Genomic DNA, 22,529 nt, shown 5'->3' with positions numbered 1-22,529 from the left:
AACCCTTGTAAACTATGAAATTTAATTCAGAATTTTCCAATTCATTGACCGCCTGTCAGCAAGTGGGCGTTTTATTGATTAACTTGGGTACGCCTGCAGTCCCCACGGCTGAAGCAGTGCGCCCGTTTTTACGCAAATTCCTGTCAGACAGCCGCGTGATTGAATTATCGCCGTTTATATGGCAACCGATTTTGCACGGCTTTGTCTTGCCGTTTCGCAGCAAAAAATCCGCGCATGCTTATGAAAAAGTGTGGCTGAAAGAAGGTTCGCCGTTGGATGTGTTCACGCATCGCCAATTAGAAGGCTTGCGCGAGCGTTTGCCCGAACATGTGCATTGCGCATATGCGATGACTTATAGCGAGCCCAGTGTTCACGAGGCTTTGACTATCCTGAAAAGCAAAGGGGTAGGGCGATTGATTGTGTTGCCGCTTTATCCGCAATATGCAGGCAGCAGCACAGGTGCGGCGTTGGACAAAGTGTTTGCTGAATTGCAAGCAGAGCGAAATCAAATGTCGGTGCGGACGATTTCGCGTTTTTATAACCATTCGGGTTACATCAAGGCAGTCGCGGCGCAAATTCGCAATTATCGTGCCGAGCATGGCAAGGGCGAAAAATTGCTGTTTAGTTTTCACGGCATTCCATTACGCCAGCATGAATTGGGCGACCCTTATCCGCTTGAATGCAAGGAAACGGCGCGTTTGGTAGCGGCTGAATTGGGTTTGAGTGAAGACGATTATTTGGTGTCGTTCCAAAGCCGTTTTGGGAAAAACAAATGGCTTGAACCTGCCACGCAAACGCTGTTTGACACGCTGCCGAAAAAACACAAAATCACGAAGTTGGACGTGGTGTGTGTGGGTTTTACCAGTGATTGTTTGGAAACGATGGAAGAGATTGCTATTGCTGGACGCGAGCAGTTTCATAAGGCTGGCGGTACGCAGTTTCATTACATTCCTTGCTTGAACGATAATGCGGATTGGCTGGACGCTTTGGCTGATTTGGTGTTGGAAAACGGGCAAGGCTGGATTTAATGGTTTGTCGGATACGAGTATCCGGCCTACGTAGGTTGAATTCTTGAATCCAACATGAGTTTGATGATGATTTTTCAGGCTGCTTTTTTCAGGCAGCCTGAAAATGTAATTAGGAGGTTGCCAAGATGAAAAAAATCGAAGCATTGATTAAACCGTTTAAATTAGACGATGTGCGTGAGGCTTTAACAGACGTAGGCATCACAGGCATGACTGTTACGGAAGTAAAAGGCTTTGGTCGCCAAAAAGGGCATACGGAAGTTTATCGCGGCGCGGAATATGCGGTGGATTTTCTGCCGAAAGTGAAAATTGAATTGGTGCTGGCTGATGATATGGTGGAGCGTGTGGTGGAAGTGTTAATGGAAACGGCGCGTTCTGGCAAAATTGGCGATGGCAAAATTTTTATTTACCCTGTGGAAGAAGTCATCAGAATTAGAACAGGGGAAACGGGTGAAGCAACAATTTAAAAAATATCGCAGCCTGAAAATAATTTTCAGGCTGCATTTTCCATAGGAAAAATATGGCAGTATTATTGATTTTATTGGCGATTGTATTGCTGCTGGTGGGTGCTGGTGGCGTGATTTTTCCAGCTTTACCAGGGTTGCCACTGATGTTTGCAGGCGCTTGGCTACTGGCTTACTCAAGCGATTATCAGGTGGTGGGCAGCTTGAGCGTGTTGGTATTGCTGCTGGTGGCATCGTTTGGCATGGCGATGGATTTTCTGGCGGGATTGCTCGGCGCGAAATACACAGGTGCAAGCACGGAAGCCTTATGGGGTGCATTTATTGGCGGTGTGGCTGGCATGTTTTTTGGACTGGCTGGGCTGGTGTTAGGCCCGATGTTGGGCGCGGCAGTGGGGGAATTTGCGGATAAGCGAAACTTGTGGTTGGCTGGCAAAGTGGGGTTGGGGACGTTTATCGGCTTTATGGTGGGAACGGTGGCAAAAATCAGCTCTGCGCTGACAATTTTGCTGGTGTTAGTGGTGCAATATATTGCGTATTATGTTTTTTAAAAAACAGTCTGAAATTTTATAAATATTGCGGTGGAGCGTCGGCGGTTCGCCGATATTTTTTGCACAAATTGAGCTTATCTTCTTGATGATTAGCGATAATGTCGGCAAGCCACCGACGCTCCAGATTTGTGCAGATACTCATATAATAAAACGCAGCCTGAAAACTATTTTTCAGGCTGCGTTTTGTATTAATGTTTATGCTCATGCTTACCGTGTTGATGACCTGCCATGTGTCCCATTTCTTTCACAGTAACGGTAACGGTTTGCGGTTTATTGCGTTCAAACTTCAAAGTTAATGGGAAAGTATCGCCCACTTTCAAAGTTTTTTGCAAATTCATCAGCATAATGTGATAGCTACCTGGTTGAAAGGCTTGAGTTTGACCTGCTGGCAAATCCACGCCGCCTTTTACTTCTCGCATTTTCATTACACCGTTTTCATTGATGTGATTGTGAATTTGAGCGGTTGCCAATTTCGCATCCACTTCCGCACCAATCAATTTATCATTTTGTTTGTCTGTATTGTTGAAATTTAAGAATACACCGCTTGCGTGCATACCTTCCACGGTTGGGCGAGCGTAAACTTCGCTGGTTTCAATGCCTTGCGCCATAGCCATGTTGCACAATAAAGCAGCTGCTAAAGTAAAAACTGTTTTTTTCATGGACGTTCTCCAAAGTAAAATAAGAAGAGTGCAACACTAAAAACCTAGCGTTACACTCGAGATTATAAGAAAGACATTTCTAAAATGTTTTGATGAAAATCAAACAGTTTAATCAGGTTTAAACAGGCTAAACAGCCATGCGACAAAATGAACCAATAAAGAAACCAGTTCATACAAACCTTCCACAAATTATTTACCCCAAGATTGGATAATGTTGTGCGAAATACGCAGTTGGTCAAGAATGCGTGCCACCACAAAGTTAATTATATCATCAACGGTTTTGGGCTGATGATAGAAACCAGCGGCAGGTGGCAAAATGGTGCAGCCTAATCGCGCCAATTTCAGCAAGTTTTCCAAATGCAGCGCAGAAAGTGGAGCTTCGCGTGGCACTAACACCAATGGACGTTTTTCTTTGATTGCCACATCAGCCGCACGTTCCATTAAGCTGTCTGATGTGCCATGTGCAATCGCTGCGATTGTGCCCATGCTGGCAGGACAAATCACCATCGCATCCGCAGTGCCAGTGCCTGAAGCGATTGGTGCGAACCAGTCATCTTGTGCGAACACGCGTAAACGGCTGGCGTCTACATTGAAATGGGCTTGCAAATGCGCTTGGATTTTTTCCGCTTCGGCTGGCAAGTCCAAGTTCATTTCTTGTTTTGCTACCACGCGAGCGGCTTGTGAAAACAGCACATACACGTTTTTACCCGCCGCCAATAAAGTTTCCAACAAACGCCAGCCATAAGGAAAACCTGACGCGCCTGTGAATGCTAAAGTAACCGTTTGAATTTCGTTTTTCAGGCTGCCTGAAACGGCTGGCGTGAATGCAGGTTGTGCAGCAGCTTGGCTGTGGTCTTGGCTCAACCAGCCTTTAGGTTTGTTCATGCCCTGTTCCAATGCAGCAGCAACGCGATTGCCAATTTGCAGAATTTTGCCTTGTGAATTAGGCTTTTGTGAGCGAATTTGGTAGAAATAAGCAGGTTTATCGTAACCGCATAAGCGTGATAATTCTGCGACGTTGCCTGCTTCTCGAATCAATTGTTCAAAATTAACTAAGCGAATTTCTTGAATAGTTGCCATGTTTACTCCGTTTGTATTAAAAAAATGATATAAAACTTGAATGGTTATTCTATCATTATGTCTTTTTGCTGTAAATTTTATAATGATTTATTTTTCAGGCTGCCTGAAAAGCCAGATTTCCATCTTGAAAAATAAGCGTGTAGCCCTTATTTGACTTTCTCTCTTAAATGAACGAAGTTTTATATGATGAATTTAACCAATCATTTTCTTATTGCCATGCCGCAGCTTAAAGACGCGTTTTTTGCCGATAGCGTGGTGCTGATTTGCGAACATACTGAAAATGGCGCAATGGGCGTGGTGCTGAATAAGCCGTCGCCAGTAGATATGGGCGTGATTTTTGTGTCGGCAGGCAAGAAAATTCCTGATCGTTTTCACAATCAATATGTGTTGCTGGGTGGGCCTTTGCAGCCTGAAAGAGGCTTTGTGGTGCATACGCCTGTGGGCAATTGGCAGCACAGCTTAATCGTAAACGATGATATGGCTTTGACGACTTCGCGCGATGTGATTGAGGCGATGAGCGAGGAAAATTTAGTAGAAAACGCGTTGGTAACGATTGGTTATTCCAGCTGGAAAGCAGGGCAGTTGGAAGACGAAATCGCCAAAAATACTTGGCTGGTTGTGCCTGCGGATAACGATATTGTTTTCAGGTTGCCTTTGGAAGAACGCTATCAAGCGGCGTTTGATAAATTGGGCATTCGCCGCGAACAGTTGATGGGAGTGATGGGTCATGCCTAATTTTTTCGCGCCAACGCAAGGCGGTTGCTTGGCTTTTGATTTTGGCGAAACGCGCATTGGCGTGGCGCAAGGCGATTGCAGCATTGCGATTGCGCACCCGATTATCACGATTACAGGCAATAGTAACGATGAGAAATTTGCGAAAATTGAGCAGCAAATTAAAGAGTGGCAGCCTGAAATGTTGGTAGTCGGTTTGCCAACGCATACGGACGGCACGGAACACGAATTAACGCAGTTGGCGCGGAAATTTGGTCGCCGACTGAATGGACGTTTCAGGCTGCCTGTGTATTGGGTAGATGAACGATTGTCGTCGGTTTACGCGGAAGAATTGCTGCGCGAAAGTGGTGTGCGTGGGCGTAAACAAAAACCGATGCTCGACCAAGTGGCGGCTCAGGCGATTTTGCAGAGCTTTTTTGAGGGTGGGGCGGTGGAATATTTTAATGGTCGTGAGGAATATAGTTAATGCACTTATCTTTTGCTACTGAGTTGCCAACGTCCTTATGTGCCACGTGCACACGACGGGCGTTGTCGCCTTGTATCAAAAAATGTACATCAACTATAAAAAAACGCAGCCTGAAAACTTTTCAGGCTGCTTTTGCATTAGTCCGTACCACGCGCACGGTTTTCATGGAATTGCGCTTGCCAATCGGCAAATTTCCCTTGCTCAATCGCTTCGCGCATTTCCGCCATAATCACTTGATAGAAATGCAAATTGTGAATCGTATTCAACTGCGCCCCCAGCATTTCTTTCGCACGGTCTAAATGGTGCAAATATGAGCGGCTGAAGTTTTGGCAAGTGTAGCAAGTGCAGCTTTCATCAAGCGGACGTTTGTCAAAACGATGTTTTGCATTGCGAATTTTCAAATCGCCAAAACGCGTAAACAACCAACCATTTCGCGCGTTTCGCGTTGGCATCACACAGTCAAACATATCCACGCCATGCGCCACACCGTACACCAAATCTTCAGGCGTACCCACGCCCATCAAATAATGCGGTTTGTTTTCAGGCAGCATCGGTGCAAGCGCACGAAGCATGCGATACATTTCAGGTTTAGGCTCGCCCACCGATAAACCGCCAATCGCAATCCCTTTAAAACCAATGTCTTCCAATCCACGCAATGATTGTTCACGCAAATCTTCATACATCGCGCCTTGAATAATCCCGAACAACGCATTTGGATTTTTCAAATCTTCAAACGCTTTTTTGCTGCGCTCTGCCCAACGCAAAGACATTTCCAGCGATTTTTTCGCTTGTGCGTGAGAGGCTTCCCCTGGGGTACATTCGTCCAACTGCATCACAATATCAGAGTTCAAAACCGTTTGAATTTTCATGGAAACTTCAGGTGACAAGAACAATTTATCGCCATTGATTGGGCTTTTGAACGTGCAACCGTCTTCGGTCAATTTGCGCAAATCTGTCAGCGAGAATACTTGGAAACCACCTGAATCCGTCAAAATTGGTTTATCCCAGCCGATGAAATCGTGCAAACCGCCAAATTGTTCAATCACTTCCAATCCTGGACGCAGCCACAAATGATAAGTGTTGCCTAAAATAATTTGCGCTTTGATGTCGTGCAGACCTTGCGGTGTCATGGATTTCACCGAACCCACCGTGCCAACAGGCATAAATACAGGCGTTTCCACTTTGCCGTGATTGAGTTCCACCGTGCCGCGCCGTGCGTAGCCATCTTTTTTGTGTAACGTAAAATTCAACATAAACTTTCCTTGTAAATGGTTTTCAGGCTGCATTCGACATGCAGCCTGAAAAATAAAGTTGGCATTATATAAGTAAAACCCTTTTTCAGGCAGCCTGAAAAAGAATTTGCATTAAAATTTCATTTTCTTTTTGATAGAAATCAATTAGATAAAAAATAGTTGTCATTTTTGTGTCAGATTTTGCGTTGTCATTCGTCTAATGGAATGAAAGAAACAATTATTTTGTTTCAATCACACTTTTTTTAACTACATAGGAATTTTGATTATGAAAAAATTAAGCATTTTGGTTTTGGCAGGTTTATTTTCAGTAGCCGCAAATGCAGACAACAATATGATGAACCAGCCAGCAATGAACGATAGCATGGCAAAACCGATGATGAACGAAACCATGCAGATGACGGACATGAAAACCGCAGACATGAAACCGATGGCTGAGAAAAAAATGAAGCCGATGAAAAAACAGATGATGAAATCTAAAAATATGTCATCGAAACACATGAAAAAATAATTTATAATTTTTGGAGAAATAGAGTTGATGCAATTATTTTTTAAGACAAGGCGACAACACCCGCTGTGTACGAATAGTACATAAGGGCGTTGGCAACGCAGTATTAAAAAATAAGTGCATTAACTATAGAGAAGAGAGTCGTTCCCTTTTAGTCAAAGGGAACGACTATTTTATAAATTCAGGCAGCCTGAAAAAGAAAAAATTATGCCACTTACCCATATTTCCGCCGAAGAATTAGCAAACGTTCGCAGAAACCTACTGCGCTTTGCCAATATACAACTCCCATACGACACCGATTTTGCCGAAGATTTGGTACAAGAAACCCTGCTTTCCGCCTACAAATCTGCCGATAAATTTCGCGGTGAGGCACGGCTAACCAGTTGGCTCATCAGCATTTTAAAAAACAAATTAATTGACCATTTCAGGCAGCAATCCACGCAAAAAGCCGTCTTTGTCGCGCCAGCAGAAGAGCAAATGGACGATTGGTTTGAAAGCTGCTTTGCTGAAGATGGGCATTGGACAGTCGAAGACCGCCCAAGCCCATGGCAAAATCCAGAGCAAAGCCTCAACACCAAAGAGTTTTATGACGTTTTGCAAGTTTGCCTGTATGGGCTGCCTGAAAATCTATCGCGCGTGTTTATGATGTCCGAAATTCTTGGACTGGAAAGCAACGAAATTATCCAGCAATGCCACATCACACGCGCCAATTTTCACACCACCATGCACCGCGCTCGTGAAGGATTGCGCCAATGTTTACAAATCAAATGGTTTAACTACAAGGAATTAGTATGAAAAAATGTCGCAAAGCCACCGTGCTCATTTCCAAACAACACGATAAATTGCCATTAGATGCCAAAGAAAAACTCTTTTTACAGACACATTTACTGGTCTGTCCACATTGCCGCGCGTATAAACAACAGATTGATGTGATTGAAAAAGCAATTAAAAAGCTGTTTTAAGTTTTCAGGCAGCCTGAAAGCATAGAAGTTCACCTATTACACGGTATAATCGCATATTATTTAACCCGATTTAACCAACGCAAAAGGTAAACAAAATGACAGCATTGCAACAACGCGCAGAACTCCAACGCCGTATTTGGCAAATTGCCAACGAAGTACGCGGCTCAGTAGATGGCTGGGATTTCAAACAATACGTTTTAGGCACACTGTTTTATCGTTTCATCAGCGAAAACTTCGCGTCATACATGGAAAGTGGCGACGATAGTGTGAACTATGCTGAATTTGCAGATGATAATCCTATCCTAGAACAAATCAAAAGCGATACCATCAAAACAAAAGGCTACTTCATCTATCCCAGCCAACTGTTCTGCAACGTAGCCAAAACCGCTCATTCAAACGATGATTTGAATACCGATTTGAAAAAAGTATTTGATGCCATCGAATCATCTGCTTCAGGCTACCCATCTGAAAGCGACATCAAAGGCTTGTTTGCCGATTTTGATACCACTTCCACTCGCTTGGGCAACACTGTCGTCGATAAAAACAAACGTTTAGCCGCCGTATTAAAAGGCGTGGCAGACCTAGATTTTGGTGATTTTGAAGACAATCATATCGACCTATTTGGTGATGCGTATGAATTTCTGATTTCTAATTACGCTGCCAACGCAGGTAAATCAGGTGGTGAATTTTTCACTCCACAAAACGTGTCTAAACTGATTGCCCAGCTCGCCATTCATGGACAAAGCAGCATCAACAAAATTTACGACCCTGCTTGCGGTTCAGGCAGCTTATTGTTGCAAGCCAAAAAGCAATTTGATGACCACATCATCACCGATGGCTTCTACGGGCAAGAAATCAATCACACTACCTATAACCTTGCACGTATGAACATGTTTTTGCACAACATCAACTACGACAAATTCCAAATTTCATTGGGCGACACTTTGCTTAACCCAGAATTTGGCGATGAAAAACCATTTGATGCCATCGTGTCTAACCCGCCATATTCTATTAACTGGATTGGCAGCGATGACCCAACCTTGATTAACGATGACCGTTTTGCACCAGCAGGCGTGTTGGCACCCAAATCAAAAGCTGATTTTGCTTTTATTTTGCATGCACTCAGCTACTTATCGCCAAAAGGTCGCGCCGCAATTGTTACTTTCCCAGGTATTTTCTACCGAGGTGGTGCAGAGCAAAAAATCCGTCAGTATTTGGTGGAAAACAACTTTGTTGAAACTGTGATTGCTTTGCCTGCCAACTTATTCTATGGCACATCGATTGCCGTGAATATTTTAGTCTTATCTAAAGGCAAAAAAGACACCAAAGTGCAATTTATTGATGCCAGCGAATTGTTTAAAAAAGAAACCAATAACAACGTTTTAACCGATTAACACATCGCCCAAATCGTCCAATTATTTGCCGACAAAGCCGATGTTGCCCACAAAGCGCAATCTGTTGATGTAGAAACGATTAAAGCCAACGACTACAATTTAGCCGTCAGCTCGTATGTGGAACAAAAAGACACGCGCGAAGTGATTAACATCACCGAACTCAACGCCCAAATCAGCGAAACTGTGCAAAAAATTGACGGCTTACGTAACGAAATCAACAAAATTGTGGCAGAAATTGAAGCGTAAAAAATAAACGAATATTTTTCAGGCTGCCTTTCAGTACACGACAAAAAATGAAAATGTTGCTGTGGAGCGTGGGTTGTCAGCCCACAAAAGCCGCGAAAATTTAACGATTTTGGGGGCAAGCTACCCCCCCGTTCCATTATTTTGTCGTGTACCGAAAGGCTGCCTGAAAACCAAAGGACAACAAAAAATGCAAAAACAAAATATCTTACAAAAAATTCAGACGGCATCGGTGGAGTGGAAGCCGTTGGGAGAAGTTACAAATTATGAACAACCAAGTAAATATCTTGTTAAATCTACAGATTATAAAGATGAATATTCCACGCCAGTTTTAACCGCAGGAAAAACTTTTATTTTAGGTTATACCGATGAAACCACAGGCATTTACCCTGCTTCAGATAATCCCGTTATCATTTTTGATGATTTTACGACAGCGAATAAATGGGTTGATTTTGACTTTAAAGCTAAATCTTCGGCGATGAAAATGATTACATCGGCAGATGAAGAAAAATATATTTTGAAATATATTTATTATTGGCTTAATACACTGCCAAATGAACAAAGCGACAATGACCATAAACGTCAATGGATTGGAAATTATGCAAAAAAGCTAATCCCAATCCCCCCACTTGCCCTGCAACGTAAAATTGTCAACTTGCTTGACAATTTTACGGAACTTACAGCGGAACTTACAGCGGAACTTACAGCGGAACTTACAGCGGAACTTACAGCGGAACTTACAGCGGAACTTACAGCGGAACTTACAGCGGAGCTTACAGCACGCAAAAAGCAATATCAATATTATCGTGATTTATTGCTGGATTGCGAAAACCCGAAAAATCCGTTTGCAGGCAGCCTGCAAGTGGAATGGAAGACGTTGGGGGAAACTGTTGAAATTTGTAGAGGAAAAAGATTAGTTCGTAGCCAATTAGATTCAGAAAGTCCATTTCCTGTTTATCAAAATAGTTTGCAACCATTGGGATTTTTTAATGAAAAAAATTGCAACGCAAATAAAACTTTTGTGATTTCAGCAGGTGCTGCTGGTGATATTGGATTTAGTTATGTAGATTTTTGGGCTGCTGACGATTGTTATTATTTTGAATGCCCAGAAAATTTGAATGAACGATTTTTGTATTACATTCTAATTTCCCAACAAAAAATAATTAAAAACCAAGTCAGAAAAGCCAGTGTTCCAAGATTGGGGCGAGTATCTATTGAAAAACTTAAAATCCCAATCCCCCCACTAGAAACCCAAGCAAAAATCGTAGAAATCTTGGATAAATTCGACATGCTGGTCAATTCCATTAGCGAAGGTTTACCACGAGAAATCGAATTACGTCAAAAGCAATACGAATATTATCGCGAGCAATTATTGAATTTTTCACGCGTTTAATTTTTCAGGCAGCCTTTCAGTACATAATGACACTTGATGCAGCCTGAAAAAAATACAGTTAAATTTTTGCTCAATCATTTAATTGAAAATTATCATTATTGGAAGGAATCCTAAATGACCACCGAAACCACCCCTATCGCTGAAACCAATCATTTCATCGTATTAGACCAATACGAAAAAATTGAGCAATCCGACTCATCTTATCAATCAGAAAACTCGCTGGAAAAAGAATTGATTGCAGATTTGCAAAATCAAGGTTTTGAATATTGCACAGATTTAAATTCACAAGAAAAATTATTGGCAAACGTGCGCGTTCAATTGCAGAAATTAAATGAGCTAGTGTTTTCTGATGCAGAATGGGCGCGGTTTTTGGTGGAGTTTTTAGATTGCCCATCTGAAAATATGATTGAGAAAACACGCAAAGTTCACGATAACTATATCAAAGATTTTGTGTTTGATAGCGGCGAAATCCGCAACGTCTATTTGTTCAACAAAACAAACATCAATCAAAATATTGTCCAAGTCATCAATCAATTTGAGCAAACAGGTAAACATAAAAACCGTTACGATGTAACCATTTTGGTGAATGGTTTGCCGTTGGTGCAAATTGAGCTGAAAAAACGCGGGGTAGCCATCAGAGAAGCCTTCAATCAAATTCATCGCTACACCAAAGAAAGTTTCAATACAGAAAATTCACTGTTCAAATATCTACAAATTTTCGTTATTTCCAATGGCACTGATACGCGCTATTTTGCTAACACCACTCAGCGCGATAAAAATAGCTTTGATTTTACAATGAATTGGGCGCGCGCCAATAATGAGCCAATTAAGGATTTGAAAGATTTTACCGCGACATTCTTTCAAAAAAATGTGTTGTTGAGTGTGTTGCTGCGCTAGGGGCTAATGACATTTTAGCTATAATTTCAACCAAATCAAAGCACAAGCTAATGACACGGTACTTTCATAATTACGTTTTAATTTATCGTACCGTGTTGCCAGCGCACGAAAATGCTTTAATCGTGCAAAAGCGTTTTCTACCAAGTGCCTGATTTTATATAAATACCAATCTGTGTCCACATTAAGATGCTCTCTACTTTTCTTATATGGAATATTGGCTTTACTTTGTTTAGAATGAATTAACCGACGAAAAGTATCACTGTCAAAACCCCTATCAGCACACACGGTTTCATTATCACTTAAGTCCAATTGTGCCAATAAATCAGGCGCAACAACAATCTCATTTACATTACCAGCTGTAATCATAAATTCAATTGGATTACCACAAGCATCAACCGCTAAATGAATTTTAGACGTATGACCTCCGATACTCTTACCGACAGCTTGATGCACAATGGATTTTTTACCCATGCCGTGTTGATGAACACGGATATGACTACCGTCCATAAAGACCCATTCCATATCGGGTGTATCTGCCAAATGTTTAAATAATTTGGTAAAAATACCGCGTTTAGACCAGCGATTGAAACTTTGGTAAAGGCTGTTTGCTTTACCAAAATAACTAGGTATATCAGCCCATTGGCAGCCTGTACGTAAGCGAAACAGGATACCTTCTACTGTTTTGCGTAAATTTTTCTTGCGATAAATGCCAAGCTGTTTCAAAATAGGCAACAGTCTTGACCATGTTTCATTTGTAAGCGTGTTTCGGGACATGGCAAAGGTTTAGGATGGTTGTATGGAAACAATATCTTAAATCCTTTGCCTCTTTTTTTGAATTGTCAATAGCCCCTATTCGGTGTTTGACACCAGCGACACATTGTTGATTATGCGTCCGTATCAAATTGCGGCAGTAGAACGGATTTTATGGAAAATCCAAAGTTCTGCGCAGGCGAAAAATTGGAGCAGCACAGAAAGCGGCGGTTATATTTGGCACACAACAGGCTCAGGCAAAACGCTCACGAGCTTTAAAGCCGCGCGTTTAGCAACAGAGTTGGACAGCATTCATAAAGTGTTCTTTGTGGTGGATAGAAAAGACTTGGACTATCAAACTATGAAGGAATATCAACGCTTTTCAGAAGACAGCGTAAATGGTTCAAACAGCACGGCTGGATTGAAACAGAATTTAGAAAAAGATGACAATAAAATCATCGTAACCACCATTCAAAAATTAAATAACCTGATGAAAAGTGAAGATAATTTACCGATTTATCAGAAAAACGTCGTATTTATTTTTGATGAATGCCACCGCTCACAATTTGGTGAAGCGCAAAAAAATCTGAAGAGGAAATTTAAGAAATTCTGCCAATTTGGTTTCACAGGCACACCGATTTTTCCAGAAAACGCATTAGGTGCAGAAACCACCGCAAGCGTGTTTGGTCGTGAATTGCATTCATATGTGATTACCGACGCGATTCGTGATGAAAAAGTGCTGAAATTCAAAGTGGATTACAACGATGTACGCCCACAATTTCAGTCCCTAGAAAAAGAAACCGATGAGAAAAAACTAACAGCCGCAGAAAATCGTCAAGCTCTGTTGCACCCAAAACGGATTGAAGAAATCACGCAATATATTTTGGCGAATTTCAAACAGAAAACGCACCGTTTGAATGCAGGTGGCAAGGGTTTCAATGCGATGTTTGCCGTGAGTAACGTGGAAGCCGCCAAAGCGTATTATGAAGCATTTAAAACCGCGCAATCAGGCAGCCTGAAACCGCTTAAAGTGGCAACCATTTTCTCGTTTGCCAGCAATGAAGAACAGGACGCAGTAGGCGACATTGCTGACGAAAGTTTTGAAGTGTGCGCGATGAATGCCAGCGCGAAGGAGTTTTTGCAGGCTGCTATTGATGATTACAACGTTCATTTTCAAACCAATTACAGCGTGGACAGTAAGCAATTTCAAAATTATTACCGCGACTTGGCGAAACGTGTGAAAAATCAGGAAGTGGATTTGTTGATTGTAGTGGGCATGTTTTTAACAGGTTTTGATGCGCCGACTTTGAACACGTTATTCGTGGATAAGAATTTGCGTTATCACGGTTTGATGCAAGCCTTTTCGCGCACCAATCGCATTTATAATGCCACCAAAACATTTGGCAATATCGTAACGTTCCGCGATTTAGAAAAAGCAACGATTGACGCGATTACCTTATTTGGTAACAAAAATACCAAAAATGTCGTGCTGGAAAAAAGTTACGCCGAATACATGGAAGGCTATACTGACTTGCAAACAGGCGAAGCGCGTCGAGGCTATTTGGCAGTGGTAAAAGAGTTAAACGAGCGTTTCCCTGAACCCGATAAAATCGAGAAAGAAAGCGATAAAAAAGAATTTGCAAAACTGTTTGGCGAATATTTGCGCGTAGAAAATGTGCTGCAAAATTACGATGAATTTGCCGCGCTGCAAGCCATACAAAAGCTGGATTCAAGCGATGAAGAAGCCGTTGCTGCGTTCAAAGAAAAATATTATTTGAACGATGAAACTTTTGCTCAAATGCAAACCATCGAAACGCTGCCTGAAAGAAAAGCGCAAGATTATCGTTCAACGTATAACGATATTCGCGATTGGTTGCGCCGCACCAAGTCTTCACAGCGAGAAGAAACGTCGCAAATTGATTGGGACGATGTGGTTTTTGAAGTGGACTTGCTCAAATCGCAAGAAATCAATCTGGACTATATTTTGGAACTGGTTTTTGAACACAACAAAAAAATCAAAAACAAATCTGCTCTGGTTGAGGAAATTCGCCGCGTGATTCGTGCTAGCATCAGCAACCGCGCCAAAGAAACATTGGTGGTGGATTTCATCAATCAAACCGATTTAGATAAAGTGAAAGATAAGCCCAGTATGTTGCAAGCATTTTACGAGTATGCGCAAGCGAAACTGAAAGAAGAGGCTGCAGAATTGATTGCAGAAGAATCTTTGCATGAAGAAGCCGCTAAGCGTTATCTGCTTAACTCATTGAACCGAGGTTATGCCAGCGAAAATGGCACAGAGCTCAATGGCGTGCTGCCTAAAATGAGTCCGCTCAATCCAAAATACCTCACTTTGAAACAGTCTATTTTTGAACGAGTTTCACGATTTGTAGAGAAATTTAAAAACATCGGCAAAGAGATTTAAAACGCAGCCTGAAAATGGGTTTGCCTTGAATACGCCCCTTGTTTTCTCTATAATTTCGCGCTAGAAATTCATTTTCAGGCTGCCTGAAAACACTTCAGGCAGCCTTCATCATTTAAAGAGAAAGAACAAAATGTTAAACATTACTCTACCAGACGGCAGTGTCCGTCAATATGAATCGCCCGTAACCGTTGCCCAAATCGCCGAAAGCATTGGCGCAGGTTTGGCAAAAGCGACTGTGGCTGGCAAAGTAAACGGCGCACTCGTGGACGCTTGCGACCCAATCACTCAAGATTCAACCGTTCAAATCATCACGCCAAAAGACCAAGAAGGCGTGGAAATTATCCGCCACTCATGCGCCCACTTGGTGGGACACGCGGTTAAGCAATTATTCCCGACTGCCAAAATGGTTATCGGTCCTGTGATTGAAGAAGGCTTTTATTACGATATTTTGCCTGAAAAACCGTTCACGCCCGAAGACATGGCAGCGATTGAAGAGCGCATGAAACAGCTTATCAATCAAGATTACGATGTCATCAAAAAAATGACCCCACGCGCCGAAGTCGTAGAAATTTTCAAAAGTCGCGGCGAAGAATACAAATTGCGCCTGATTGACGACATGGACGACAGCATTCAAGCCATGGGCATGTATTTCCACCAAGAATACGTGGATATGTGTCGCGGTCCACACGTTCCAAACACGCGCTTTTTGAAACATTTTAAATTGACCAAAATGTCAGGTGCGTACTGGCGCGGCGACAGCAATAACGAACAATTACAACGCATTTACGGCACAGCTTGGGCAAACAAAGACGAACTGAAAGCCTACATTACTCGCATTGAAGAAGCCGAAAAACGCGACCACCGCAAATTAGGCAAACAATTAGATTTGTTCCACTTGCAAGACGAAGCCCCAGGTATGGTGTTCTGGCACCCACGTGGCTGGGCATTGTGGCAAGTGATTGAGCAACACATGCGCCGCGAATTGACCGAAGCGGGCTACCAAGAAGTGAAAACGCCACAAGTCATGGACAAAACTTTCTGGGAAAAATCAGGGCACTGGGCGAACTACAAAGACAATATGTTCCTGACATCATCAGAAAAACGCGAATACGCCGTGAAACCCATGAACTGCCCTGGACACGTTCAAATTTTCAATCACGGTTTGCGTTCATACCGCGATTTGCCGATGCGTTTGGCGGAATTTGGTTCATGCCACCGCAACGAGCCAAGCGGTGCATTGCACGGTTTAATGCGTGTACGCGGTTTTGTGCAAGATGACGCGCATATTTTCTGTACCGAAGACCAAATCGCCGAAGAAACCAAAGCATTCAATTTGTTAGTGATGAAAATTTACCAACAATTTGGTTTCAAAAATGTCAGCATTAAATTGTCGTTGCGCCCTGAAAAACGCGCTGGCAGCGAAGAAATTTGGGACAAAGCCGAACAAGGTTTGCGTGATGCCTTAACTGCTTGTGGCGTGGAATGGGAAGAATTACCTGGTGAAGGCGCGTTCTACGGACCAAAAGTGGAATACCACATCAAAGACGCATTGGGACGTTCATGGCAATGCGGCACGATTCAGCTGGATTTTGTGCTGCCTGAACGCTTGGAAGCGGAATACGTTGCCGAAGACAACACGAAAAAACGTCCTGTGATGTTGCACCGCGCCATTTTGGGTTCGCTGGAACGCTTTATCGGCATTTTGATTGAAGAACATGCAGGCTCATTCCCATTGTGGCTTGCGCCTGTGCAAATGGTGGTGATGAACATCACCGAAAAACAAGCGGATTACGCGAAAGAAGTGCAAGCGAAATTGCAGGCTGCTGGTTTCCGTGTGGATTTGGATATTCGCAATGAAAAAATCGGCTACAAAATCCGCAGCAACAGCGAAATGCGTTACCCCTATCAATTAACCGTTGGCGATAAGGAAATGGAAAACGGTCAAGTATCTATTCGTAAAAAAGCGGATAATTTGGGTAGTGTGAGCGTTGATGAGTTTATCGCGATGTTGCAAGATGAATTGAAACAAGCGGTTGAAGTTTAATTTTTAAAAATTCAGGCAGCCTGAAAGTTGGTTTTCAGGCTGCCTGAAATCCGTTTGTAATCTCCCTTTCATTAACCAATAAAAAGAAAGCAAACCATGTCCACATACGTTATTTTTATCCGCGACAAAATGTTAGACTAAAACGCCTACAACCAATATTTAGAAGTAGCCGCACCTACATTAGCCCCACACAACGGCGAAATCATCGTATTCAACGGCGAAAACGAAGCATTGGAAGGTGCAGACATTGATGGTTCTGTCGTGTTGCGTTTCCCCGATATGCAATCGGCAAAAGCATGGTATAACAGTCCAGAATACAGCCAAGTGCGCAATATGCGTATCAACGCGACGTTAGGTCGTGCAGTATTGGTTGAAGGTGCAAATTTCGGTGCGTAATACACTCACAAAGGCAGCCTGAAAACTTTTCAGGCTGCCTTTCGCTTATTTTGCAAACGCGCATAAAGGTTTATAGAAAAACCCCAGTATGTTATGATTGTCTCCATTTTTATCATTATTTAGATACTCGTTATCCCATGAAAAAATCCCTAATTGGCGGCGCAACAGCGGCAGTGATTGCCGTAAGCGGCGGTTTAACTTTCCCCAAATATTTAGGCAGCAAAGCGCACGAAAGCCTAGAGTTGCAACGCGCAACGATTGCCAACACATTCTTCTTAAAAGAAGTCAGCCACCAATACGATGAAGGCTGGTTCACTTCCACAGAAACCACAGTTTTACAAATCAAACCCGAAGTGCTGAACAATTTAGGCGACAAGCTGCCTGAAAACATCCGCGCCGTACTCAGCAAACCGATTACGATGATTCACCACGTTCATCACAGCCCCTTTGCCAACGGCGCAGCGCCTGTTCGTGCAGTCGTGGAAACCGAATTTCAATACGACCCCGAAGTGAAAAAAACCTTAGCGCGATTCTTCGGTGAACAAACGCCCGTAACCATGCGCAACGTAATTCACCTAGACGGCAGCGGCGAATTAACCTTCAACGTTTCCCCATTTGATTATGAAGAATTGTCAGGCATCAAGCTGAACTGGAAAGGTTTGGACGGCAATATCAACTATCAACACGGTTTCGCGTCTTACAAAACCCATTTCGTTATGCCATCATTTATCGCCCAACTGGCAGATAAAGGCAGCCTGAAATTTGAAAACTTGGACATCACCAGCGACAGCAGTATGGGCAGCAACGGCGTAACCGTACTCGGCTCGTCCAAAACCAAATTGGGGCATTTTGAAGCCTCGTGGAAAGAAGGCATCAATTACGATGTGCGCCTGAACGACCTGATTAACACCATTACCGATTTGCAAATCGGCGCCTTCATCAACCCAACGGGCACGATTGCGCCAAGTAGTATCAGCGTGGACAACCTGACTTACGACACCACAACAAGCGAACCCGAAAAAGGTTTCATCAATTCAGAAGGAGCGTTCACGTTTGCCAAGCTCAATTATGGCGACAAGCAATACGGACCGTTAGACATTGATATTGCAGCAGAACATATCCATACAGACAGCTTGTTAGCGTTGAAAAACAAATGGCAATCTTTAGCGGCTGATGAAAAACAAACCAAAGTCGCCGCCAATGTTGCAGCCGCTAGCGCCTCTGAACCTGCCGCAGCAATCGCTTCAGATGTGGCAACGCAGCCTGAAAACATTGCCGCAGAAGACGCGCAACAAGCGAAATATTTAACAGCCGTTCGCACAGAAGGCGCAGGGATTTTTACAAACAACCCTGTTTTCACTGTGAAAAAATTTAATTTCCAAACCCCAACAGGGCATATTCAAACTTCAGGCAGTCTGAAATTCACAGGCTTGCAAAAAGAAGATTTGAACGCGATTGCTCCGATGTTGGCAAAAATGCACGCGGAATTAAATTTAGACGTTTCACAAAGTTTGATTGAAGATTTCTCGATTGCACAAATGCGTAGCTTGTTTGCGGTAAACGACCCAACCAACGAACAAGAACAACAAGAAGTTGGCGAGACCATTCGTTTGCTGGTGGCGCAAACCATCAAAAACATGCAGCAAGACGGTTATTTGGTGCAAGAGAATGGTTCAGTTAAAACCAAACTGGTGGTAGATAAGAGCCAAATTATGTTGAACAATCATCAGTTTAAAACGCAAACTGATGAAGATTTGTTTGCAGGTTTGGAAGAAGATAACGCGGCTTCGGCTGCACAATAAAATAGTTAATGCACTTATCTTTTGCTACTGCGTTGCCAATGCCCTTATGTGCTATATGCACACGGCGGGCGTTGTCGCCTTGTATCAAAAAATAATTGCATCAACTATATTTTCAGGCTGCCTTATTTTTTCAGGCAGCCTGAAAATTAAACAACACAATAGTAGGGTGCGCCTCGCGCACCAAAATATTCAGGCAGCCTGAAAACTAAACAAAGGATAACCCCATGACACAGCTTCAAAATGATACTTTTTTGCGTGCTTTGCTGCGCGAACCTGTTGAATACACCCCAATTTGGTTAATGCGCCAAGCAGGGCGTTATTTGCCAGAATACAAGGCAACTCGTTCATTTGCAGGCAATTTTTTGGATTTATGCCACAGCGTAGATTTGGCAACCGAAGTCACCTTGCAGCCGATTGACCGCTACAATTTGGACGCAGCCATTTTATTTTCAGATATTTTGACCATTCCAGACGCAATGGGTTTGGGCTTGTATTTTGAAGCTGGCGAAGGCCCGAAATTTGAACGCCCGTTAGACGATGAAGCCAATATTGAATTGCTGACTGTGCCTGATATGGAAAAATTGCGTTATGTGTTTGACGCAGTTTCATCTATCCGCAAAGCGATTGATGGACGCGTGCCATTGATTGGTTTTTCAGGCAGCCCGTTCACTTTGGCGTGCTACATGATTGAAGGTGGCGGCAGCAAAGATTGGCGCAAAGTGAAAACGATGTTGTATTCACACCCTGATTTGTTGCACAAAATTTTGGATATTACCGCGCAAACGGTTACGGAATATCTAAACACGCAAATTGTTTGCGGCGCACAAGCGGTGCAAATTTTTGATACTTGGGGCGGTGTGTTGAGCCATTCTGCATTCCAAGAATTTAGTTTGCGTTATATGAAACAAATCATTAGTGGTTTGAAACGTGAAAATGAAGGTCGCCGTGTGCCTGTGATTGTGTTCACAAAAGGTGGTGGACAATGGCTGGAATTGCTGGCAGATACAGGCGCGGACGCGTTGGGCTTAGACTGGACGGTGGAGATGGCGCAAGCGCGCGCACGCGTCGGCGATAAAGTGGCGTTGCAAGGCAATATGGACCCGTTTGCGCTGTTTGGTACGCAAAAATCAATTTGCGCGGAAGTGGCGCATATTTTGGAAGCGTATGGCAACGGTTCAGGTCATGTGTTCAATTTGGGACACGGTATCAATCAGTTTACTAACCCTGAACAGGTGGAAATTTTGGTGGAAACGGTGCATGATTTGTCGCGCCATTATCATCAGGCAGCCTGAAAATGAGCCATTTGGATTATGCGGTTTTGCTGTATATGCTCGGTATTCCGTTGCTGGCGTTGGCTGGCTTGTGGCAGATGTATGTGATGCTCACGGAAACTTATACGCTGAACCGCTATCAAAATTCGCCCAAAATGATATGGGTGGCGATTTCCTTATTTTTTAGCTTTAGCTTGAGCGTGTATTGGGTTTGCCCGAATGCGCGAAAAAAGGGAATTGTGTTTGCGATTTTGAGCGTTTTGGGTATCGCGTGTTATGCGATGGCGATGTGGTTTAAAGCGCACCCATAATAAAAAGCAGCCTGAAAAATAACTTTCAGGCTGCTTTTTGTTGTTTGGTTTACCAACCGCGCATTGCGTCGCCAGCTTGCTCTAGTGTGCGCAAGATAATCGGCAACGGTGTGTTGCGGCGCACGATGGCGAAAATCAATACGTTGTCGAAATGTGGAACAAGATAGTGAATCAGATTATAGTGCGGTGTTACAGTAATCATGTGTTCTACTACGTCGCAGAAATCCATGTCTAAAATAGAATTGCGTTGGTAGCGAATAGTGTCTGATGCGCTTTCTACTATGTCTTTCATCGGCAATGAATTACCAATTGGTTCTTCAAGTAGTTGTTTACTTTCAAAATTGGTAATAATTGCGCCGTATAGACCAGGTAGCTCGTTTAAAATTGCAGCGGAACGTTTAAAACTCATTTTTTCTCGTGTCCTTCTAAAGAATTGGCATTTTATAATAGTAGTATTTTGCAGTAAAGAGTGTTATTTCTGCTGAATAATTTTCGTATTTTAGCATAAGTTATCATTTAATTGACAAGCAAGGAGTAAAAGTCATGTCTGAAATAGTCTTAGATTTAACGGGGTTAAAGTGCCCCATGCCGATGTTGCGCACCAAAAAGGCGTTGGCAATGATGGAGAGTGGGGCGGTGGTGAAAGTGTTGGCGACGGACGCTGGCGCGCCTGATGATTTTGCGGCATTTTGCAAGCATACTGGGCATGAGTTACTTTCATTGACTACGCGTGAAGACGGTGTGTTTGAGTTGGTGATTAAGCATAAATAGTTTTCAGGCTGCCTGAAAAATTTAATTTAACAAGAAAGGTTTAGAATGAATAAAGCAACTTATTTCAATGAAAAATATGGCATGACAGTAACCCATTCTGCGGTGGTCGCAGCGGTGGAAGAGCATGGAGTGAAACCAACAACCGCGCTGGATTTGGGTTGTGGTCAAGGGCGAAACGCGTTGTATTTGGCGTTGAACGGTTTTGATGTAACGGCTTGCGATTACAACCCTAGTGGCGTGTCGCAACTGGCGGATTTGGCGGCGCATGAAAATTTGCCAATGAATACGCTGACTTATGATATGAATCAAGCGCAAATTCAAGGCGAATATGGTTTGATGGTGGCGACTGTGGTGTTCATGTTCTTGCAACGTGAGCGCGTGCCTGCGATTTTGGCGGACATGCAGGCGCATACGGTTTCGGGTGGGTACAATCTGATTGTGTCGGCGATGGATACGGCGGATTATCCGTGCCACATGCCGTTTTCGTTTACGTTTAAAGAGAATGAATTGCGTGAATATTATGCGGATTGGGAAATGGTGGAATACCGTGAAGAAATCGGTTCAATGCACGCGCGTGATGCGAATGGCAATCCTGTGCAGTTGAAGTTTGTTACGATGTTGGCGCGTAAGCCGTAACCAATAAGGCAGCCTGAAAATAGTTTTCAGGCTGCCTTATTGGTTTAACCGATGTTCTAATTCATTCGCGCGTTTTTCTGTTTCTGTCAGAATCACGCCATCGCCATTGAGCAAATCCATTGTGCCACCTATTTCGGTATAGGCTGCGTCTGTTTGCTGGTGTATGTTTTTTAACCAAGCACGTTGCTCGTGGCGCAGAGCTTTTTGTTTCTCAGGCGATAATTTAGACAGTAGTTTTTGATAGACTTGATTGAGCCGTTTATCATGGTATTCAGTTTCAAGCGCGGTGCAATCTCGCATTTCTGATGTGATACCGTTTGCTTTTGTTTTATTCCAACACTCTGTAATTTTGGTTGGTTTGCTGGCAAAACTTGGCGCACTCAATAACAATGTCGCACTGATTAATAAATTGATTTTATTCATTGTTTACTCCCGTTTCAGGCAGCCTGAAAGTACATGACAATTTGTAGGCTGGGTCGCGACCCAGCCTACATTTTTGTTGTTT

Annotated in this window: 21 protein-coding genes and 5 pseudogenes; 19 read left to right on the top strand and 7 right to left on the bottom strand. The window is 43.1% G+C overall.

The features are described from left to right. The first annotated feature begins 14 nt into the window (after window positions 1–14). The 3 genes from hemH to QEO93_RS04305 all read left to right on the top strand — a co-directional run bounded on the left by hemH (window position 15) and on the right by QEO93_RS04305 (window position 2,037). Entirely contained in the window at window positions 15–1,028 is a 1,014-nt protein-coding gene (gene hemH / locus QEO93_RS04315; protein ID WP_085815593.1) for a ferrochelatase, read from the top strand. Window positions 1,029–1,153: 125 nt separating this feature from the next. After that, window positions 1,154–1,492: a P-II family nitrogen regulator gene (locus tag QEO93_RS04310; RefSeq protein WP_032137689.1), complete on the top strand. Its 339-nt coding sequence runs from the start codon at window positions 1,154–1,156 to the stop codon at window positions 1,490–1,492. A gap of 53 nt (window positions 1,493–1,545) precedes the next feature. Further along, complete coding sequence (locus QEO93_RS04305) at window positions 1,546–2,037, top strand: DUF456 domain-containing protein (protein ID WP_032137688.1); 492 nt, start codon at window positions 1,546–1,548, stop codon at window positions 2,035–2,037. A gap of 16 nt (window positions 2,038–2,053) precedes the next feature. On the opposite strand, the gene QEO93_RS04300 is transcribed toward QEO93_RS04305, so the two are convergent. The 3 genes from QEO93_RS04300 to QEO93_RS04290 form a co-directional block, all read right to left on the bottom strand. After that, window positions 2,054–2,242 (bottom strand): hypothetical protein, encoded by a 189-nt coding sequence (locus QEO93_RS04300; RefSeq protein ID WP_143445751.1) that lies wholly within the window; start codon window positions 2,240–2,242, stop codon window positions 2,054–2,056. Further along, window positions 2,226–2,696 carry a copper chaperone PCu(A)C gene (locus tag QEO93_RS04295; protein ID WP_032137687.1) on the bottom strand — a complete coding sequence of 157 codons (471 nt, stop codon included), beginning with the start codon at window positions 2,694–2,696 and terminating at the stop codon, window positions 2,226–2,228. The genes QEO93_RS04300 and QEO93_RS04295 overlap by 17 nt, the downstream gene beginning before the upstream one ends. A gap of 189 nt (window positions 2,697–2,885) precedes the next feature. Further along, complete coding sequence (locus QEO93_RS04290; protein ID WP_245190668.1) at window positions 2,886–3,485, bottom strand: flavin prenyltransferase UbiX; 600 nt, start codon at window positions 3,483–3,485, stop codon at window positions 2,886–2,888. A gap of 477 nt (window positions 3,486–3,962) precedes the next feature. Between QEO93_RS04290 and QEO93_RS04285 the strand changes: the two genes are divergently transcribed. Both QEO93_RS04285 and ruvX read left to right on the top strand, forming a co-directional pair. Then, entirely contained in the window at window positions 3,963–4,511 is a 549-nt protein-coding gene (locus QEO93_RS04285) for a YqgE/AlgH family protein (protein ID WP_032137695.1), read from the top strand. Continuing rightward, on the top strand, window positions 4,504–4,974 hold the full coding sequence (gene ruvX / locus QEO93_RS04280) for a Holliday junction resolvase RuvX (RefSeq protein ID WP_032137686.1): 471 nt from the start codon (window positions 4,504–4,506) through the stop codon (window positions 4,972–4,974). Before QEO93_RS04285 ends, ruvX begins: the two co-directional genes overlap by 8 nt. Before the next feature lie 137 nt (window positions 4,975–5,111). On the opposite strand, the gene tgt is transcribed toward ruvX, so the two are convergent. After that, on the bottom strand, window positions 5,112–6,227 hold the full coding sequence (gene tgt, locus QEO93_RS04275; protein WP_032137694.1) for a tRNA guanosine(34) transglycosylase Tgt: 1,116 nt from the start codon (window positions 6,225–6,227) through the stop codon (window positions 5,112–5,114). Between the two features lie 265 nt (window positions 6,228–6,492). Between tgt and QEO93_RS04270 the strand changes: the two genes are divergently transcribed. The 6 genes and pseudogenes from QEO93_RS04270 to QEO93_RS04245 form a co-directional block, all read left to right on the top strand. Next, window positions 6,493–6,735: a hypothetical protein gene (locus QEO93_RS04270; protein ID WP_032137685.1), complete on the top strand. Its 243-nt coding sequence runs from the start codon at window positions 6,493–6,495 to the stop codon at window positions 6,733–6,735. A 204-nt stretch (window positions 6,736–6,939) separates the two neighbouring features. After that, window positions 6,940–7,527: a sigma-70 family RNA polymerase sigma factor gene (locus QEO93_RS04265; RefSeq protein WP_032137684.1), complete on the top strand. Its 588-nt coding sequence runs from the start codon at window positions 6,940–6,942 to the stop codon at window positions 7,525–7,527. Beyond that, window positions 7,524–7,694: a zf-HC2 domain-containing protein gene (locus tag QEO93_RS04260; RefSeq protein ID WP_081907001.1), complete on the top strand. Its 171-nt coding sequence runs from the start codon at window positions 7,524–7,526 to the stop codon at window positions 7,692–7,694. Before QEO93_RS04265 ends, QEO93_RS04260 begins: the two co-directional genes overlap by 4 nt. 95 nt (window positions 7,695–7,789) lie before the next feature. After that, window positions 7,790–9,334: pseudogene (locus tag QEO93_RS04255) on the top strand (type I restriction-modification system subunit M). A 187-nt stretch (window positions 9,335–9,521) separates the two neighbouring features. Beyond that, window positions 9,522–10,724, top strand: coding sequence for a restriction endonuclease subunit S (locus QEO93_RS04250; protein ID WP_284627621.1), 1,203 nt, complete (start codon window positions 9,522–9,524; stop codon window positions 10,722–10,724). 114 nt (window positions 10,725–10,838) lie between these two features. Next, window positions 10,839–11,615: pseudogene (locus QEO93_RS04245) on the top strand (type I restriction endonuclease); the annotation flags it as partial. A 24-nt stretch (window positions 11,616–11,639) separates the two neighbouring features. Here QEO93_RS04245 and QEO93_RS04240 read toward each other — a convergent pair. After that, the gene (locus tag QEO93_RS04240) at window positions 11,640–12,395 is read right to left on the bottom strand and encodes an IS5 family transposase (RefSeq protein WP_085815434.1); all 756 of its coding nucleotides are present in this window, start codon (window positions 12,393–12,395) and stop codon (window positions 11,640–11,642) included. Window positions 12,396–12,471: 76 nt separating this feature from the next. Between QEO93_RS04240 and QEO93_RS04235 the strand changes: the two are divergent. The 6 genes and pseudogenes from QEO93_RS04235 to QEO93_RS04210 all read left to right on the top strand — a co-directional run. Continuing rightward, a pseudogene (locus QEO93_RS04235) lies at window positions 12,472–14,793 on the top strand (type I restriction endonuclease subunit R, EcoR124 family); the annotation flags it as partial. A gap of 130 nt (window positions 14,794–14,923) precedes the next feature. Next, window positions 14,924–16,837 carry a threonine--tRNA ligase gene (thrS, locus tag QEO93_RS04230; RefSeq protein ID WP_003786176.1) on the top strand — a complete coding sequence of 638 codons (1,914 nt, stop codon included), beginning with the start codon at window positions 14,924–14,926 and terminating at the stop codon, window positions 16,835–16,837. A 156-nt stretch (window positions 16,838–16,993) separates the two neighbouring features. Continuing rightward, window positions 16,994–17,233 (top strand): annotated as a pseudogene (locus QEO93_RS04225) (DUF1330 domain-containing protein); the annotation flags it as partial. Window positions 17,234–17,370: 137 nt separating this feature from the next. Then, complete coding sequence (locus tag QEO93_RS04220; RefSeq protein ID WP_032137527.1) at window positions 17,371–19,035, top strand: YdgA family protein; 1,665 nt, start codon at window positions 17,371–17,373, stop codon at window positions 19,033–19,035. Between the two features lie 224 nt (window positions 19,036–19,259). After that, window positions 19,260–20,327 (top strand): uroporphyrinogen decarboxylase, encoded by a 1,068-nt coding sequence (hemE, locus tag QEO93_RS04215; RefSeq protein ID WP_032137526.1) that lies wholly within the window; start codon window positions 19,260–19,262, stop codon window positions 20,325–20,327. Window positions 20,328–20,329: 2 nt separating this feature from the next. Continuing rightward, window positions 20,330–20,617 carry a hypothetical protein gene (locus QEO93_RS04210; protein WP_032137525.1) on the top strand — a complete coding sequence of 96 codons (288 nt, stop codon included), beginning with the start codon at window positions 20,330–20,332 and terminating at the stop codon, window positions 20,615–20,617. Between the two features lie 49 nt (window positions 20,618–20,666). Here QEO93_RS04210 and QEO93_RS04205 read toward each other — a convergent pair whose 3' ends face one another. Beyond that, window positions 20,667–21,026 (bottom strand): hypothetical protein, encoded by a 360-nt coding sequence (locus QEO93_RS04205; RefSeq protein WP_032137524.1) that lies wholly within the window; start codon window positions 21,024–21,026, stop codon window positions 20,667–20,669. A gap of 134 nt (window positions 21,027–21,160) precedes the next feature. Here QEO93_RS04205 and QEO93_RS04200 point away from each other — a divergent pair, with 134 nt between their 5' ends. Both QEO93_RS04200 and tehB read left to right on the top strand, forming a co-directional pair. Next, window positions 21,161–21,388 (top strand): sulfurtransferase TusA family protein, encoded by a 228-nt coding sequence (locus QEO93_RS04200; RefSeq protein ID WP_032137523.1) that lies wholly within the window; start codon window positions 21,161–21,163, stop codon window positions 21,386–21,388. A gap of 39 nt (window positions 21,389–21,427) precedes the next feature. Further along, a pseudogene (gene tehB, locus QEO93_RS04195) lies at window positions 21,428–22,024 on the top strand (tellurite resistance methyltransferase TehB); the annotation flags it as partial. 36 nt (window positions 22,025–22,060) lie between these two features. Here tehB and QEO93_RS04190 read toward each other — a convergent pair. Beyond that, window positions 22,061–22,447, bottom strand: a complete 387-nt coding sequence (locus QEO93_RS04190; RefSeq protein ID WP_052368769.1) for a lysozyme inhibitor LprI family protein — start codon at window positions 22,445–22,447, stop codon at window positions 22,061–22,063. Window positions 22,448–22,529 lie beyond the last annotated feature (82 nt).

Source organism: Kingella negevensis, assembly GCF_030177895.1.
Lineage (GTDB): Bacteria > Pseudomonadota > Gammaproteobacteria > Burkholderiales > Neisseriaceae > Kingella_C > Kingella_C negevensis.
This window is presented reverse-complemented; position numbering and strand designations above follow the sequence as displayed.